Origin of the sequence: Megasphaera elsdenii DSM 20460, from assembly GCF_003010495.1 — a bacterium.
GTDB classification, from domain to species: domain Bacteria; phylum Bacillota; class Negativicutes; order Veillonellales; family Megasphaeraceae; genus Megasphaera; species Megasphaera elsdenii.
In genome coordinates, this window is record NZ_CP027570.1 from 341,027 (window position 1) to 357,232 (window position 16,206).

The following is a 16,206-nucleotide window of genomic DNA, read 5'->3' on the forward strand; positions in this document are numbered from 1 at the left end:
CAATTCCTTTAGCTTTGGTGGTGGTATTTCCAGTCCATTCATTAATATCATTAACTTTAAAATCATATCAATCTATCACATAACACTCTTGGCATTATGTAGCGTTTACGATAGGTATAAAATGATTAGTATGCCGAAATAAAGTGCAGCTATAATCCATATTATTAAATTAACATAAATTTCTTTCATGGACTTATGTTGAGCTCGCAAATAATTCCTTCTTCCATAAATCATTACGCCATACCAAATGAAGAAAAAAATAAGTGTAAAAATTGCCGAAAAAAAATAGTACACTTCATCTGGCTTCATAATGATTACACATATAAAATTAAACAACGCTGCGGAAAATATAATGCTAATAATAAAAAATTGTTTTTTAGGCACATATCTCAATAATATTTTTTCTTTATCTGTTTGTTTTACTCTAAAAATAAATGATTTTAATATTTCGAATAAAAGTATACTTATGCCAACACAATATATTATATCTTTAAAATCCATTTTATTTCTCCTTCAGTTCTCCTTGCGCGCATCTAGATTTGTGATATTTGTCAATATAGCTCTGACAGCTGTCACAGAAGGCTTCCTCATTCGTACCGGCCTAGAGACGGACATCTCCCCATTGGCCGTGAAAGATACATTCCTACCTTAAATATTTTCGCCAACAGCTGTCAGATTTCCTTTATTTTTCCCGGATTCCGATGCGGCTTCGCCGCGTCAATTTCATGATTGTATTACGACCATGTGCCATCTGTCATAAATTCCGGCTATGTACAGGATTCACAGCGGTACGCCCTTTGGGCGTCCCCTACGGTATCGCATAGAGGCGATGAAAATGAACGCAGGCCGTAAAAAAATAACCATGCGGCTCATGAACCGCGTGGTTATCGTATTCTTTATGATGACAAGATGGATTCATTATGACATGTTGTTGATCCGCTGTTTTTTACGCAGCCATTCCGAAAATATTTCAACGACCGTCACCATTCCTACCATCCCCCATAACAAGGCTCCGGCAGCGGCCCATTCATAATGCATCATCGCCAAAATCAGCGGGGTACCGATGCCACCGGCACCGACCAGACCCAGGATGGCAGCATCACGCAGATTGATATCTAACCGGTACAGGATAGCCGCTCCGTAACGAGGTCCCAATTGGGGCAGGACAGCCCAACGGACAGATCGCACGGCAGAAACCCCCATGCCCCGGCATGCGCGGTACGGCTCCAGATGAATATCGTCGATAGCGATGAGGAACCGCTTGGCCAGGAGGCCCACACTGCACAGAGTCAGTGTCAGCACACCGGCAAAAGGCCCAGGACCGGTAACGCGAATCCACATCAAGCCATATACAAAGACGGGAACAGTGCGGATGAGCAACAATATCAGCCGGGAAGCCAGTGCTGCTGGTGCAGAAAAGAGCCGGAAACTAGCGGTAAAGGAAAACCAGGCAGCAATGACCGTTCCCCCTAGTGTACCCAGAAAAGCAATGCAAAATGTTTCATATAATAACCAGGGAACGCCATCATGAGCTAAAGAACATATCATAGACCAGTCGGGATGAATGATTCCCTGTACCATAGCCGCAGCGGCTGCCATTCCCTTCCCATCTGTATCTGGCAGAACCAGCGTCTGAAAAGAGGAAAGAAATAACCCGGCCAATACTAGTCCCAATACCGTCTTTTCTGTCCGGGATAAATGTCTTTTACCAGAAAGGACCTGGCGCAGCCATTCACTGACTCCTTCGGTCAATATGACAACCCCATATAACAGTAATAGAATCATGCCAACTTCACTGTATTCGCGCCAGGCCAGCCTTTCATTCAGCAACAGGCCGATACCACCGGCCCCGACGTAGCCAAGGATAGCCGCATGACGCACATTGGCTTCCAGCATATACAATACATTAATCAGATATCCTGCCAGCACCACCGGAAGGATAGTGCGAATGAACGCCCGCAGACGGCCGCATCCCGCCGCTTCCAGCGCTTTGGCTGCTTTCTGGTCAGCATTTTCCATATCTTCATAACCCATACGGGCCATGACCGCTGTCGTATATATGCTCAGGGCCAGTGTCCCTGCCAGCGTTCCCAAACCGACGAGAAAGGTGCACAAAAGTGCCAGGATCAGAGCCGGGATAGTACGGATGAGATGGATGACTGCCTTGAACGGAACACGCAGCCAGGCATGAGGATTGAGATAGGCACTGGCAAAGGAGCCCCCCACCAATCCCAGCACAGCTCCGATGCCTGTACCGGCCAGGGACATCTGCACCGTGGCCCAAAGTGGTGCCAGTACGATCCGGCCATAGGACATATCCGGAGGTATCATGGCTCCGGCAATATCGAAGAAACGCACACCTCGCCGCAATAAGAGTGATAAAGACACGCCGGCACTTTCCCCGCAGAGGATAGTTAATGCCAGAAACAGCAGCACCATGACCGTACGGCGCAAGGAATACCTCATGACGTCTGCCTCCCATACAAGGCCTGCAGCCGGTCTTCTGTCCAGTCTGCCGGGGCCCCGTCAAAAAATATCCGTCCATCTTTCAACCCGATAATTCGGTCCGACCAGGTCCGTGCCTGTTCCACGTTATGGCTGTTCATGACGACGGTAAGGCCCTGTTCTTTTTGCAGCCTGCACATGAGCTCTAATACCTGCCGGGCTGTTAGCGGGTCCAGCGAGGCGACCGGTTCATCGGCCAGGAGAATCGTAGCATCCTGCATCAGCGTCCGGGCAATAGCTACACGCTGTTTCTGTCCTCCACTCAGGGCATGAGCCAGCGTCTGGCGGTATTCTTCCATTCCCACAGCTTCCAATGCCGCCAGCGCTTTTTCTCTTTCCACCCGAGGGAAGAAACCTGACAGGGCCCGCCAGAGCGGAATCCGGGCCAAGCAGCCATTGAGCACATTCTGCAAACACGTACACGTATCGACCAGACAGAAATCTTGGAAAATCATGCCGACCCGCTGTTGAATAGTCCGTCGCTTCCGGCTTTTCAGCGTATCGAATCGAACTTCGTCAATCCAGACTTCTCCTGAATCAGGACATACCATATGATTGAACAGGCGAAGTAGCGTTGTCTTACCGGCACCGCTGGGACCAATGACCGATACGAACTGTCCGGCCGGAATCGTAAAAGATATATCACGCAGGACAGGCTTTCCTTTCTTATATGACTGGCAGATGTGTTTTAATTCCAGCATAGCCATGATTCTTCCCCTTTTCACATCATTATTTCAATTCTTTTTGAACTTTTCGTTCGCCATCATAATCCGAACTCTGTGCCCAGTCATATCCTTTATGACCCAGTGTCTGTAATACCTTCAAGCCTTCATCGGTCTTTCCGATTTCAATGAGCGATTCGCCCAGAGCCTTGCGGAAATTTTCATCCTGCATGACCTTGCTGGTCTTGCTGACACTGACCGTATCATTATAAATCTTATCCGTTACGCCAATGACACCGGTCTGAGACCAGATATCCGCCGTACCGCCAAATTTTTCCTGCCAGTTTTTGGCCATATGGGCGCGGATATGTGAATAAGCCACGATGACATCTACCTGTCCCGATGCCAGGCGCGCTGTCAAAGTCGTATATGAATCAGACTGTACAACATGGGACAGATCAGAAATCTTCTTGCCATAATTATCCTTCAACCACAATGACGGATACAGATACCCCGAAGCAGATGCCGGACTCATGACGCCCCAGGTCAAGTCATTCAATTCATCCCATGTTGGCTTTTCCCCCCGTTTTACCTTGGCAAGAAGCGCCTGCCCTTTGGCACTGGGCCCGACAACGATTGCCGATCGATAATACTTTACCAAATCCTTCTTGAACACTTCCGGTATGCCGTTATTCCAAACAGACAAATCTGTCGTATCCTTGTCAATGCCCTGGCGTAGAGCCGTCAACAGTACATCAACATCGTTGTCATACATGACATACGTAGCGCCGGAAATGAAACCCATATCGGCACTGCCCGAACTCAGCGCTTCTCCGACAGCATTATAAGAGGTACCGACATTGATAGTTACTTTCTTGATATTGTATCCTTTTTCCTTCATTTTTTCCTGAATCATCTTCCCCAGCGGTTCCGTTTTCGTCTGGATGGTATCAGCATCCTGATAAGGAGATACGGCAATTTTTAATTCTTCTACCTCTTTCGACCCGCTCTTCTGCGTATCGCTGCTGCCACAACCAGACAGGAATACACAACTCATAAGCAGTGCAGATATCAAGACTTGCCATTTTTTCATCATCATCGACTCCTCACAACAATATAATAATACACATTACAGCCATACAAAAAAAGAGAGGTCCCTGCGTCCCTCTCCGTACAACCAGTCCATGCGACAAAAAGGGACTATGATTCCCACATAACGGTCGGCGTCTCTGGCACCCTCTCAGTCCGGCACACGAACTCCCTCGCATGTTGGTCGTTAATATTACTATATAACAAATCCAGGGAGCTCCCCCAAGATTCATATTCAGACCTCTTTTAGTATAATATATGCAATTTGCAAATTCAAGGTAAACAATACCGTCGACGGTGTCAACATATTATGGGAATTTCTTGAATAAGAAAAAAGTCTTTGAAACTTGACAATAATCCATAGTTCATGCTATAATATTTTTCGTACCAAACACATGGGGGTATAGCTCAGCTGGGAGAGCGCTTGCATGGCATGCAAGAGGTCAGGAGTTCGATCCTCCTTATCTCCACCATAAAGAATACGATAACCACGCGGTTCATGAGCCGCGTGGTTATTTTTTATTACATGAAAAACTGAAGAAGGTTAGCACTAGGGTTAGCAATAAAAAAAACGACAGTAACCAGCAACAGGAACTGTCGTTTTTTTTATTCGTGCTTTAAGGAAAAGGGACCGCGCATAGTAGCAAAAGTGCTATGCGATGGTCCCTTTGCATCTGACTATTTTACCGGAGTGGGATTCTGGTAAACGAATCAGGCAACCTTATCAGTTTGGGTACGGTAATAGGTATTTTCGGCAAAGTCTTTGACCGATTCTACGTTAAATAATTCATTGTCTCCCAAAGGCGTCTTGGCCATGGATTCAGCTACGTAGTCGACATGGGTCCCTGCGACCCAGACACCGGCTGGCAGGAGTTCTACGGCGCTGCGCAGGTTCTTGGAGATATCGTCGGAGAAGAGGTCGCGATGCATGATGGCAAAGAGGGCCACTTTCCCGGCTTTGAGCCGCGGCAGGACGGCTTGGGAGATACTATCTAATTTCAGGTTCAGGAACCAGACGCCGGCGAAGACGATGTCGTAATCGTCAAAGTTTTCTGGGGCCTGTTCCATGGGCAGGAAATCTGTATTGGCAGGCAAGACCGAACGGATAGCTTCGGCTAATTTTTTAACTCTCCCTGTCTGGGAGGAATACAGTACTAAGGCTTTCATAGTTTCCACGCTCCTTTCCTATGGATGGACATCACTTTCTATGTCTGTACTATACCATGGAAAAAGACGGGAGGCTGTTGTATTTACAACACCTCATAGAATATGTTTTCCATATGGGAAGATAACGATATATATATTTTCCTAATCGTACAATTCATGATATACTGACCTTTGTTTCTACGAAAGGAGTCTTATTATGGAATGGATTACGACGACGGATATTCACATTCTCTTTGGGCTGCACCACCTGGCCGGGCCGCACATGGATATGTTCATGACTTGGTTCACGACGATGATCAATACAATCTGGCTCTGGGCTATCCTGGCTGCTGGCGGTCTTTGGAAACGGCAGAGCCGGTGGGTCACGATTTCCATCATCGTCGCTGTCTTCCTGGCCATCCTCGTCGGTGATGTGGCCATCAAGCACGTCGTCATGCGCATCCGGCCGTATCTGGTCATTCCCGATGCGCCGACGCTGGCTACGCTGAAATACCCGATCAGCTATTCCTTCCCGTCGGGCCATTCTTTCTTTTTCTTTGCTGGCGCAACGGTCTTGTTCCGTTTCCGCCGGCGCCTGGGCATGGCAGCCTACGGCTTGGCCTGTGTCGTCGCCATTTCCCGCATGTATCTGTTCATGCACTTCCCCAGCGACGTCTTCACCGGCGCGGTCCTGGGCATCCTCATCGGGAATATCGCCTGGAAGATGTGCGGGTATGCCAAAAATAGGCTGTCCTATTAAGGACAGCCTATTTTTGAGTATTAAGTTTGTAGTTTTTAATTAAGCTTTTGCTTTTTTCGGTACTAAATCGCCGATCCGGTCCAGGATATAATGGGGCTGGTAGGAGAACTGTTGGATATTTTCCCGGTTCGAGACACCGCTCATGACCAAGACGGTTTCCATACCCGATTCTACCCCGCCGATGATATCCGTATCCATCCGGTCGCCAATCATGACGGCTTCTTCAGAATGGACGCCCAGTTTTTTCAAGCCTGTGCGCATCATCAACGGATTGGGCTTGCCGATGAAGTAGGCTTGTTTCCCCGTAGCCAGTTCAATCGGTGCAATCAAGGCCCGGCATGCCGGGATGACGCCGCGGTCGCTAGGGCTGGTCATATCGCCGTTGGTGCCAATCAGCTTGGCCCCTTTGTTGATCAGCTCGGTCGCCTTGATGATCATTTCATAATTATAGCCTGTCGTTTCGCCGACGACTACGTATTCCGGATTGACATCATTGAAGGGGATACCGACTTCATAAAGGGCATTGATCAAGCCGTGGGCCCCGATGATGTAAGCCGAGCAGCCTGGAGCCTGGGTCTTCAGGAAATGAGCCGTCGCCAGGGCACTCGTGTAAAAATGACTTTCCTCGACATCCAGTCCCATAGACTGGAGCTTTTTTCGAAGTTCCAGCGGAGTCCGTTCGCTAGAATTGGTAAGGAACAGGAACTGCTTCTTTTCTTTCTGGAGCCAGTTTACAAATTCCTTTACCCCTGGAATCAAGGTGCTGCCTTGGTAGATGACACCGTCCATATCACTGATGAAACCCTTTTTAGAACGTATGATATTCAAATCCCTCATGAATTGATTCCCCCTTTATAGATGAACGCTATTGATTTGCCACGAAGCCGGCGATGACCATGCGCTGTACTTCATTGGTGCCTTCGTAAATCTGCATGATCTTAGCATCGCGGACGAGTTTTTCTACCGGATATTCCCGGCTGTAACCGAAGCCACCAAGGATCTGGACAGCTTCCAATGCGACCTGGACGGCTATGTCACCGGCAAAGCATTTGGCAATGGCGGCTTCGCGGGTGTAGTTCCGTTTCGGTACGGCATAGTACGTGTTGAGGAAGTTGATGATCGACGCACGGGCGACTTCGGTCTTCATATCCATATCGGCCAGTTTAAAGGCGATGACTTCGTGCTTAATGATCGGTTTGCCGAAGGTGACGCGCTGTTTAGCATATTTGACCGATTCGTCGATAGCCCGCTGAGCAATGCCGACGGCCAACGAGGCAACCATAGGACGGGCCAGGTCCAAAGTCTGCATGGCATAGATGAAGCCCTTCCCTTCCTGGCCGATGAGGTGGTCTGCCGGGATGTGGACGTCCTGGAAGATGACTTCCGTCGTATTGGACAGGCGGATACCCATCTTATCTTCTTCTTTGCCGACGGAAACGCCTGGGCGGTCGCGTTCGACGATGAAGGCCGAAATGCCTTTGACGCCTTTCGTCTTGTCGGTGATGGCGAAGACCGTGTAGACCGAAGCGACGCCGCCGTTGGTGATGAAGCATTTCGTGCCGTTCAATACGTATTCATCGCCCTGTTTGACAGCGACGGTCGTCCCGGCTGCCGCATCGGAACCAGCGTTGGCTTCGGTCAGGCAGAAAGCGCAGAAGCCGCTGCCCTTTTCGCCGGTCAGGTATTCGGCATAGAGCTTCTTCTGGGCGTCCGTGCCGTGCTGAAGCACCGGTTTCAGGCCCAGGCCGGAAGCGGCGATAGCCGTAGCGACGCCGGCGTCGACTTTGGCCAGTTCTTCATAGACCGCTGCGACGGTGTAGTAATCCTGGCCCAGGCCGCCGTATTCTTCCGGGATTTCCAGGCCGCAGAAGCCCATGTCAACGGCTTCCTGATAGATGTCCAGCAATTTCTGGCCCGGTTCCTTGGCCTGATCCAGTTCATGAACAAAGGGAGCCACTTTCTTTTCAGCAAAATCCTTTGCCAAGTTAACCAGATCCTGCTGATCTTTCTTCAAAATATAACCCATGATGAAAACCTCCTCTGACAGAAAATAAGCGGATGACAAATGCGGATATACTATACTATTTATTTTCATTCTATCAGAAATGGCCAAAAAAGCAACTGTTAGTGGCTAGCAAGCCGTTCGTAGGGGCCGTCCCAAAGTGCGGCCCGCTTCAGGATATGTATGATTTTTCCCAACTAGTCTGTCAGAAGAATTATCCAAATTCCGGAACGGGCCCGCCACGTGCGAGTCCCTACAACAAAAAAAGAGAGGCCGTTATATTAATAACAGCCTCTCTTTTTTGTCTTGGTCGGAACGGCGAGATTTGAACTCGCGACCTCTTCCACCCCAAGGAAGCGCGCTACCAAGCTGCGCCACGTCCCGTCGACTTTTCTATTTTAACTGATTCGACGGGACTTGTCAATAGTCTATTTGTTATCTCTTTTGCGGAAAAACGGCAGGGCGACTTCCGGGAACAAGGTATAGCTCAGGACGTCTTCCGGGCTGGCATTGGGGAAGCCTTCATCAGCCAGGGCCTTCTTCGATTTTTCCAGTTCCGGTTCCAAGTCGTCAGCCGGTCGATGGGTGATGACCGGTTCGTCGCCGATGCACATCTTGCGGAATTTTTCGTCAATCTTGCCGGGAACGCGGCCGTATTTGCCGCGGACGATGTCGCGGACTTCGTTGGTGACGATCTTATAGCGGCCGTAGAGGACGTTCAGGGCCGCTGCCGAGCCGGTAATCTGGCTGGTCGGCGTGACCAGCGGCGGATAACCGAGGTCGCGGCGGACGTTGGGCATTTCGGCCAGGACTTCGTCGAAGCGGTCTTCGGCGCCCTGGGCCTTGAGCTGATTGTAGAGATTGGTCAGCATGCCGCCGGGAATCTGGTATTTGCGGACAGCCGGGTTGATTTGGCTGGGCATGGTCAGTTTAAATTCATCTTCCAGTTCCTTGCGGACGTTCTTGAAGTGGTCGACGATGGGCCACAGGCGGTCGACGTCGATGTCCGTATCGTAAATGCTGTGTTGCAGGGACATGACCATTGATTCCGTCGCCGGCTGGCTGGTGATTTCACCGAACGGCGACAAGGCCGTATCAATGATATCGACACCGGCTTCGATGGCCTTCATGTAGGTCATTTCGCCGAGGCCGCACGTGCAGTGCGTGTGCAGTTCGATGGGGACGGACAAGTGCTTCTTGAGCATGCGGATCAGGTTGTAGGCATCATACGGCGACAACAGGCCGGACATATCTTTGATGCAGATCGAGTCGACGCCCATATCCTGCAATTCTTTAGCGACTTTGGTGAACGATTCCATCGTATGGATAGGGCTGATGGTGTAGACCAGGGCACCCTGGACATGGACAGATTTCGTATCTTTCGCCGCTTTGATGGATGCTTCCAGGTTGCGCGGGTCGTTGAGAGCGTCGAAGACGCGGATGATGTCAATGCCGTTATCGACGGCACGGTTGACAAATTCGTAGACGACGTCGTCGGCATAATGGCGGTAGCCTAAGATATTCTGGCCGCGGAACAGCATCTGCAGCGGCGTCTTCTTGACGTGCTTCTTGATGGTCCGCAGGCGTTCCCAAGGGTCTTCGTCGAGGAAGCGCATACACGAATCAAAGGTAGCGCCGCCCCAACATTCCAGGGCATTATAGCCGACTTCATCCATCGCTTCCAGGACCGGCAGCATCTGGCGCAGGCGCATACGCGTGGCCGCAATGGACTGGTGGCCGTCGCGAAGGACCGTTTCTGTGATTTTTACTCTTGCCATTCTATTTCCTCCAATATTGTATTTATCTTCAAAGGTTGGATGCGAAAATCATGCGTACTATTTTATTATATCATAGTAGGACCGGTTTTGCTATTCACATCGAGGTCATAGCTTGTCCGCCCCTGGCAGACGCGGATATGACCGACGGGCACCTCATCCTGGCGCCAGGTCAGGCGATGAGGCAGGCTCCAGCGGGCCGTCTTGACGGTGACGTTGCGATAGCCCCGGACGCGGGACGTGTCGCGCCGGTTGTAACAAATGGTGATGCCCGGTCCAGCAGGCAGGCTGCGGAGGAAGGACAGGAGCTGCCGGCCATAGCGGCGGGTATCGACTAATTCGCCCATAGCCGGCGTATAGGCCCCGGCCAGGACCTGCGTGTCGTCATCCAGGTCTTCCGTGGCTTGCAGGCCCGTCCGGATGCAATTTATGCCCTGTTCCAGGAAGCGTTGCTTCATATAGGCGGCCCGGACGACGCCTTCATGGATGGTCAGGGCATGGTAGCAGCCGGCCCGCCAGCTGTCGGCCAGGTCCGTCCCGGTGAGGACGGCAACGGGATAGATGCGGGCCAAATCCGGCTGGAGGCGGCAGATGGCGTCTGTCGTCCGGACCAGGCTGTCCCAGTCTTCCCCAGGCAGGCCGGGCATGAGCTGATGACCGACAGTGAAGCCGTACTGCCGCAAGAGTTCCGTCGCCGCCACGACGTCCCCTGCTGTGTGGCCCCGCCGGGCCTTTGTGAGGACATCATCATCCATGGACTGGACGCCCAGTTCGACACAGGTCAGGCCATAGCCTTGCAGGCGCTCCAAGATAGCCGGCGTAATGCAGTCCGGCCGGGTCGAACAGCGGATTCCGTCAATGGTACCGGCCATAAGGGCTTCATGCGCCGGCTGCAGCAGGCCTTCCTGGATCTCTACGGGAATAGCCGTGAAACTGCCGCCATAGAAGGCAACTTCCCATCGGCGCGGCGTCCGGGCCGAAGCCGTATAAGAGGCAATGAGGCGGCGCACCTCATCAGGCGACGGAACCCCTCTATGCCCGGTAATCTGCCACTGATTACAAAAGACACAGCGATGAGGACAGCCGATATGAGGAATGAAAATAGGGATAATAGACGTTTGCATGAGGCCTCCTGTAAAAAAAAGGCGCTGTCGCATGAAGACAGCGCCTTTTTTAGTGGTTCGTTGTTCGTGGTTTGTGGTTCGTAATACTAGCCACTAGCCACGAATCACTAGCCACTCAAAACTCTTCGCCTTTCAATTTCATGAGTGCTGTGTGCGCTGCATGTTGTTCGGCGTCTTTTTTTGTTTTTCCCGATCCTTCGCCCAGGACTTTGCCGTTGACCTTGACTTCCATGTAGAAGGTCTTGTCATGATCCGGTCCTTCGCTGCGGCACAGTTCGTATTCGATGTGCTGCGGGCCTTCTTGCTGGACGTATTCCTGGAAGAGGGTCTTATAGTCTTTTTCATAATGGCCGCTCTTGACTAGGTCCAGGTAGCCTTTGAGCTGGTGAAGGATGAATTTCCGTGCTTCTTCATAGGAACTGTCGATGTAGATGGCACCGACGACGGCTTCAAAGGCGTCGGCCATGATGCTCGGCCGCGTGCGGCCGCCCGTAGCCAGTTCCCCCTTGCCCAGGAGGATATAGTCCCCCATGTGGAACTTGGCACAGACCGAAGCCAGCGGCGTTTCGCTGACGACGCTGGCCCGGGCCTTAGAGAGTTCCCCTTCGGGCATGTTGGGATAATGAAGGAACAGGTACTCCCCTACGACCAGGTCCAGGATGGCATCGCCTAAAAATTCCAGGCGTTCATTGTAATAGCCATGGCTGGCCTTGTTTTCATTGGCGTAGGAAGAATGGGTCAGGGCCTGGTCCAAAACGAGGAGGTTATGGAATTCCTTGAGGCCCAGGACCTGTATGAATTGTTCTAACTGTTGTTTCCGTTCTGTATCCATCAGGTCAGTCTTCTTTATTATTCAGCGTACTTCTTGAAGAGCAGGGTTGCATTGTGACCGCCGAAACCGAAGGAGTTGGAAATGGCGACGTTGACGTCGGCTTCTACGGCTTTGTTCGGTACATAGTTGAGGCCCAGTTCTTTCAATTCGTCTTCCGGTTCGACGAGGTTGATCGTCGGATGGACTTTGCCCGTTTCGATGGTCATGGCGCAGGCAATGGCTTCGACAGCGCCGGCAGCGCCGAGGAGATGACCTGTCATGGACTTCGTTGAGCTGATGAGCATATCTTTGGCATGGTCGCCGAAGACGCGGGCAATGGCCTTCGATTCGTTGAGGTCATTGAGGTGCGTCGACGTGCCGTGAGCGTTGACATAGTCGACGTCTTCCGGCTGGAGGCCGGCGTCTTTGACAGCCAGGGCCATGCACTTGGACTGCTGGATGCCTTCCGGAGCCGGAGCGGTGATGTGGTAAGCGTCGGCATTGCTGCCATAACCGCCGATTTCACAGTAGATGTGAGCGCCGCGTTTCTTAGCGTGTTCCAATTCTTCGAGGAAGACGACGCCAGCACCTTCGCCCATGACGAAACCGTCGCGGTCTTTATCGAAGGGGCGCGATGCATGAGCCGGGTCATCGTTGCGCGTGCTCAAGGCTTTCATAGCGGCAAAGCCGGCGACAGCGCCCGGAGAAACAGCGGCTTCCGTACCGCCGGCAACGGCAGCGTCGAGTTCGCCGCGCTGGATCATGCGGTAAGCAGCGCCGATGGAGTTCGTACCCGTAGCACAAGCCGTGACGACGCTGGCGCAATGGCCCTGGAGGCCAAAGAAGATCGATACCTGGCCCGATGCCATGTTGGCGATCATCTTCGGTACGACGAAGGGATTGACGCGGGACGGACCTTTGGCGAACAAGCCTTTGTACAAGTTGTGGAGCGTTTCCATACCGCCAATGCCGGTACCGATGATCGTACCGATGCGGTCGCGGTCTTCTTCATCCAGATTGATTTTGGAATCGTCGAGAGCCAATTTAGCAGCCGCTACGGAGAACTGAGTAGACGGATCCATGTGGCGGGCTTCTTTACGGTCGATGCCGTAGTCAGCGGGGTTAAAATCTTTGACTTCGCCGGCAATGCGGGCAGCATATTCGGTTGTGTCAAAGTGGGTAATGGGGCCGATGCCGTTTTCGCCGTTGAGCAGGGCATTCCAGAAGGTATCCTTGCCGATGCCGACAGGAGAAATGACACCTAACCCGGTAATTACTACGCGTTTTTCCAAAGTTTTCACCTCATTAAAAAAGTTAACACCAATCAGTCGGGAATGGCTTCCATTTCCCGTTTGATATTCGCAAATATATCCTTGACCGGCAGGATGTCGTGGATTTCCATCATGCGCTTGCCGGAAAATACCAGGCCTGTTTCGACGTCGCCCTGCTGGGCCCGCGTCAGTGCCCGGATAATGCAGTACTTATGGCTGCACTTCTTGAGACACTGGTCACACGTTTCCGGTTTCGGCGCCGTGCCCAGGAGGATCCGTTCGGAGAAAGGCGTGCGGATGGCCTGGCCGGGAAGGCCGACAGGACTGTGTACGAGGACAAAATCTTCCGGTTTATTGGCCCGGAGATAGACTTTCTTCAATTCATCAGCACCGTTCGATTCGACACTGGCGGCAAAACGGCTGCCCATCTGGACGCCATTGGCACCGAGGCGCAGCATTTCTGCTACATCTTCACCATGCAAGACCCCGCCGGCACCGATGACAGGGATGTCGACGGCAGCGCGGACTTCCGGCACGATGAGACGGCTCGAACGGTTAGTTCCCAAATGCCCGCCTGCTTCTGCACCTTCGACGACGACGGCCGAAGCACCCAGGGATTGGGATATTTTAGCTAGTTTGGCAGAAGACACAATAGGGACAATAGGCGTGCCCGATGCTTTGCCCCAGGCGAACATGTCCCGGGAAAAGCCTGCGCCTGCCACAACCAGATCGATTCCTTCTTCAATAGCAGTGGTCACGATACCCTTGAATTCACGGGCTGCAACCATTACGTTTATACCTATGATTCCATGAGGAGATAATTTTCTGGCTAATTTAATTTCATGTCGCAATTCGTCAAAAGGCATGCCAGATGCCGCAATAAGGCCGATACCGCCTTCATTGGCTACGGCTGCAGCCAACCGGGCTGTGGACAAACGGATGGCCATGCCGCCCTGAATGATTGGCACCTTTGCTACGAGCTTGCCTATTCTTAATTCTGGCAGCTTCACTCTGTTTTCCTCCATTCAAGATACCGGGAGGGGAAGACATGCAACATGCCTCCCCCTTCGGGCTCTTATTGCGTACTTACGCTTTCTTTTCCTTTTCAATGTAATCAACTGTATCTTTGACAGTTTTGATTTTTTCGGCAACATCATCAGGGATTTCGATATTGAATTCTTCTTCGAAAGCCATGATAAGTTCAACAATGTCCAAGGAATCAGCGCCTAAATCATCGATGTAAGCAGCGTCCATTTTGACTTCTTTTTCGTCAACGCCTAACTGTTCAACAACAATGCTCTTAACTTTTTCAAAAGTATCCTGTTCGCTCATTTCCATTCACCCCCTTTCAATGGAGTATATTTTCTCTATTACATTACCATGCCGCCATCGACATTGAGGGTCTGGCCGGTAATATAGCTGGCGTCATCCGATGCCAGGAACAAGACGGCTTTCGCCACTTCTTCCGGCTGGGCCACGCGGCCCATGGGAATGGTCTTGACCATAGCATCGACGGCTTCTTCACCGAGGACAGCGGTCATATCCGTTGCGATGCAGCCGGGAGCGACGGCATTGCAGCGGATGTTGCGCGATGCCAGTTCCTTGGCGACGGATTTGGTGAAGCCGATGAGGCCGGCTTTGGCAGCGGCGTAATTGGCCTGGCCGGCATTGCCCGTTTCACCGACGACGGACGTAATGTTGATGATCGAACCACTGCGCTGTTTCATCATCAGCCGCGATACGGCCTTGGTGCAGTGGAAGGCCCCGTTGAGGTTGGTATTGAGGACGGCCTGCCAATCTTCTTCTTTCATGATCATGAGCAGCCCGTCGCGGGTGATGCCCGCATTATTGACTAAAATATCGACGCGGCCCCATTCTTTCTTGACCGCTTTTACCATATCGGCAACCGCTTTTTCATCAGAGACATCGCACTGGATGGCCATGGCCTGGACGCCTTTTTCTTCGACGGCCTGCTTCGTTTCTTCAGCAGCCTTCGTATTGCCGGCATAGATGATGGCGACGCTGGCGCCGGCTTCAGCCAGGGCCAGGGCAACGGCGCGGCCGATGCCGCGGGAGCCGCCAGTGACGATTGCAGTTTTCCCTGTTAAGTGCATTTTATCGAACCTCCTGGAAAAATTCAAGCGTTTTCTGCAAGGAAGGAATATCTTCTACATTCTCGCTGTGGATTTTGCGGTCGATTTTCCGGTTGAACCCGCACAAAGTCTTGCCCGGACCGACTTCGACGAAGGTTTCGGCACCAAAGGCCTGCATGGCTTTCGTGCAGTCGATCCAGAGGACCGGGCTGGCAGCCTGTTTGACCAGGTTGGCCTTGATATCGGCAGCCGATGTTTCGATCTGGCCGTTGACGTTGGCAACGACAGGGATCTTGGCATCGGAAATGGTGATGTCATCGAGGACTTCTGCCAGGCGTTTGGCTGCCGGTTCCATGAGGGTGCTGTGGAAAGGCGCACTGACGTGGAGGAGGATAGCCCGTTTGGCACCGGCTTCCTTCATAGCCGCAGCCGCTTCTTCGACGGCTTTGGTGCTGCCGGCGATGACGATCTGGCCGGGGCAGTTGAAGTTGACAGCCTGGACGGTGCCGCCCTGGGCCGAAATCTGAGCGCAGATTTCTTTGATCTTATCTTCAGCCAGGCCGAGGATAGCGGCCATGCCGCCTTCACCGAGAGGCACGGCTTCCTGCATGAACTGGCCGCGGAGGCGGACGGTGCGGACGGCGTCGGCAAAGGTCAGGGCGCCGGCAGCGACGAGGGCCGAATATTCGCCGAGGCTGTGGCCGGCAGCGATGTCCGGTGTCAGCCCTTCCTGGGCGAGAACGCGGCAGCAGGCCGTGCTGGCCGTGAGGATAGCCGGCTGTGTATTATAGGTCTTCATGAGTTCTTCATCGGGACCTTCGAAGCAGAGCTTGGTCAAGGAAAAGCCCAATGCGTCGTCAGCTTCTTCAAAAAGCTGTTTGACCACGGGATATGCATCGTATAAATCTTTGACCATGCCGACTTTCTGGGCACCCTGGCCGGGGAAAACAAATGCCTTTTTCATCATC

At 52.0% G+C, this 16,206-nt stretch carries 16 protein-coding genes and 2 tRNA genes; 2 read left to right on the forward strand and 16 right to left on the reverse strand.

Annotated elements, in window-relative coordinates:
* Nucleotides 1–105 precede the first annotated feature (105 nt).
* From C6362_RS01620 to C6362_RS01635, 4 genes are all read right to left on the reverse strand, one after another.
* Complete coding sequence (locus C6362_RS01620) at nucleotides 106–501, reverse strand: hypothetical protein (protein ID WP_041647050.1); 396 nt, start codon at nucleotides 499–501, stop codon at nucleotides 106–108.
* A 417-nt stretch (nucleotides 502–918) separates the two neighbouring features.
* On the reverse strand, nucleotides 919–2,466 hold the full coding sequence (locus C6362_RS01625; protein ID WP_014015027.1) for a PhnE/PtxC family ABC transporter permease: 1,548 nt from the start codon (nucleotides 2,464–2,466) through the stop codon (nucleotides 919–921).
* On the reverse strand, nucleotides 2,463–3,212 hold the full coding sequence (gene phnC, locus C6362_RS01630; RefSeq protein ID WP_014015028.1) for a phosphonate ABC transporter ATP-binding protein: 750 nt from the start codon (nucleotides 3,210–3,212) through the stop codon (nucleotides 2,463–2,465). Before phnC ends, C6362_RS01625 begins: the two co-directional genes overlap by 4 nt.
* Before the next feature lie 22 nt (nucleotides 3,213–3,234).
* Nucleotides 3,235–4,224 carry a phosphate/phosphite/phosphonate ABC transporter substrate-binding protein gene (locus C6362_RS01635; protein WP_198407948.1) on the reverse strand — a complete coding sequence of 330 codons (990 nt, stop codon included), beginning with the start codon at nucleotides 4,222–4,224 and terminating at the stop codon, nucleotides 3,235–3,237.
* Nucleotides 4,225–4,653: 429 nt separating this feature from the next.
* On the opposite strand from C6362_RS01635, the gene C6362_RS01640 reads away from it, so the two are divergent.
* Nucleotides 4,654–4,729: transfer RNA gene (locus C6362_RS01640), tRNA-Ala, on the forward strand.
* A gap of 238 nt (nucleotides 4,730–4,967) precedes the next feature.
* Here C6362_RS01640 and C6362_RS01645 read toward each other — a convergent pair.
* Entirely contained in the window at nucleotides 4,968–5,423 is a 456-nt protein-coding gene (locus C6362_RS01645; protein WP_014015030.1) for a flavodoxin family protein, read from the reverse strand.
* A 196-nt stretch (nucleotides 5,424–5,619) separates the two neighbouring features.
* Between C6362_RS01645 and C6362_RS01650 the strand changes: the two genes are divergently transcribed.
* Entirely contained in the window at nucleotides 5,620–6,162 is a 543-nt protein-coding gene (locus tag C6362_RS01650; protein WP_014015031.1) for a phosphatase PAP2 family protein, read from the forward strand.
* A 39-nt stretch (nucleotides 6,163–6,201) separates the two neighbouring features.
* Here C6362_RS01650 and C6362_RS01655 read toward each other — a convergent pair whose 3' ends face one another.
* The 11 genes from C6362_RS01655 to fabD all read right to left on the reverse strand — a co-directional run bounded on the left by C6362_RS01655 (nucleotide 6,202) and on the right by fabD (nucleotide 16,202).
* The gene (locus tag C6362_RS01655) at nucleotides 6,202–6,999 is read right to left on the reverse strand and encodes an HAD-IIA family hydrolase (RefSeq protein WP_014015032.1); all 798 of its coding nucleotides are present in this window, start codon (nucleotides 6,997–6,999) and stop codon (nucleotides 6,202–6,204) included.
* A gap of 28 nt (nucleotides 7,000–7,027) precedes the next feature.
* Entirely contained in the window at nucleotides 7,028–8,188 is a 1,161-nt protein-coding gene (locus C6362_RS01660) for an acyl-CoA dehydrogenase family protein (RefSeq protein WP_014015033.1), read from the reverse strand.
* Between the two features lie 283 nt (nucleotides 8,189–8,471).
* Nucleotides 8,472–8,548: transfer RNA gene (locus C6362_RS01665), tRNA-Pro, on the reverse strand.
* Between the two features lie 44 nt (nucleotides 8,549–8,592).
* Nucleotides 8,593–9,942, reverse strand: a complete 1,350-nt coding sequence (locus tag C6362_RS01670) for a pyruvate carboxylase subunit B (RefSeq protein WP_014015034.1) — start codon at nucleotides 9,940–9,942, stop codon at nucleotides 8,593–8,595.
* Nucleotides 9,943–10,007: 65 nt separating this feature from the next.
* The gene (locus C6362_RS01675; protein WP_014015035.1) at nucleotides 10,008–11,063 is read right to left on the reverse strand and encodes an elongator complex protein 3; all 1,056 of its coding nucleotides are present in this window, start codon (nucleotides 11,061–11,063) and stop codon (nucleotides 10,008–10,010) included.
* 115 nt (nucleotides 11,064–11,178) lie between these two features.
* Entirely contained in the window at nucleotides 11,179–11,895 is a 717-nt protein-coding gene (gene rnc / locus C6362_RS01680; protein ID WP_014015036.1) for a ribonuclease III, read from the reverse strand.
* Between the two features lie 17 nt (nucleotides 11,896–11,912).
* Nucleotides 11,913–13,166, reverse strand: coding sequence for a beta-ketoacyl-ACP synthase II (gene fabF / locus C6362_RS01685; RefSeq protein WP_014015037.1), 1,254 nt, complete (start codon nucleotides 13,164–13,166; stop codon nucleotides 11,913–11,915).
* Nucleotides 13,167–13,198: 32 nt separating this feature from the next.
* Nucleotides 13,199–14,155, reverse strand: a complete 957-nt coding sequence (locus C6362_RS01690; protein WP_014015038.1) for an NAD(P)H-dependent flavin oxidoreductase — start codon at nucleotides 14,153–14,155, stop codon at nucleotides 13,199–13,201.
* Nucleotides 14,156–14,231: 76 nt separating this feature from the next.
* Nucleotides 14,232–14,477: an acyl carrier protein gene (locus tag C6362_RS01695; RefSeq protein WP_014015039.1), complete on the reverse strand. Its 246-nt coding sequence runs from the start codon at nucleotides 14,475–14,477 to the stop codon at nucleotides 14,232–14,234.
* Nucleotides 14,478–14,515: 38 nt separating this feature from the next.
* Complete coding sequence (fabG, locus tag C6362_RS01700) at nucleotides 14,516–15,259, reverse strand: 3-oxoacyl-[acyl-carrier-protein] reductase (RefSeq protein ID WP_014015040.1); 744 nt, start codon at nucleotides 15,257–15,259, stop codon at nucleotides 14,516–14,518.
* A gap of 1 nt (nucleotide 15,260) precedes the next feature.
* Nucleotides 15,261–16,202 carry an ACP S-malonyltransferase gene (gene fabD / locus C6362_RS01705; RefSeq protein ID WP_173364618.1) on the reverse strand — a complete coding sequence of 314 codons (942 nt, stop codon included), beginning with the start codon at nucleotides 16,200–16,202 and terminating at the stop codon, nucleotides 15,261–15,263.
* Nucleotides 16,203–16,206: the final 4 nt, after the last annotated feature.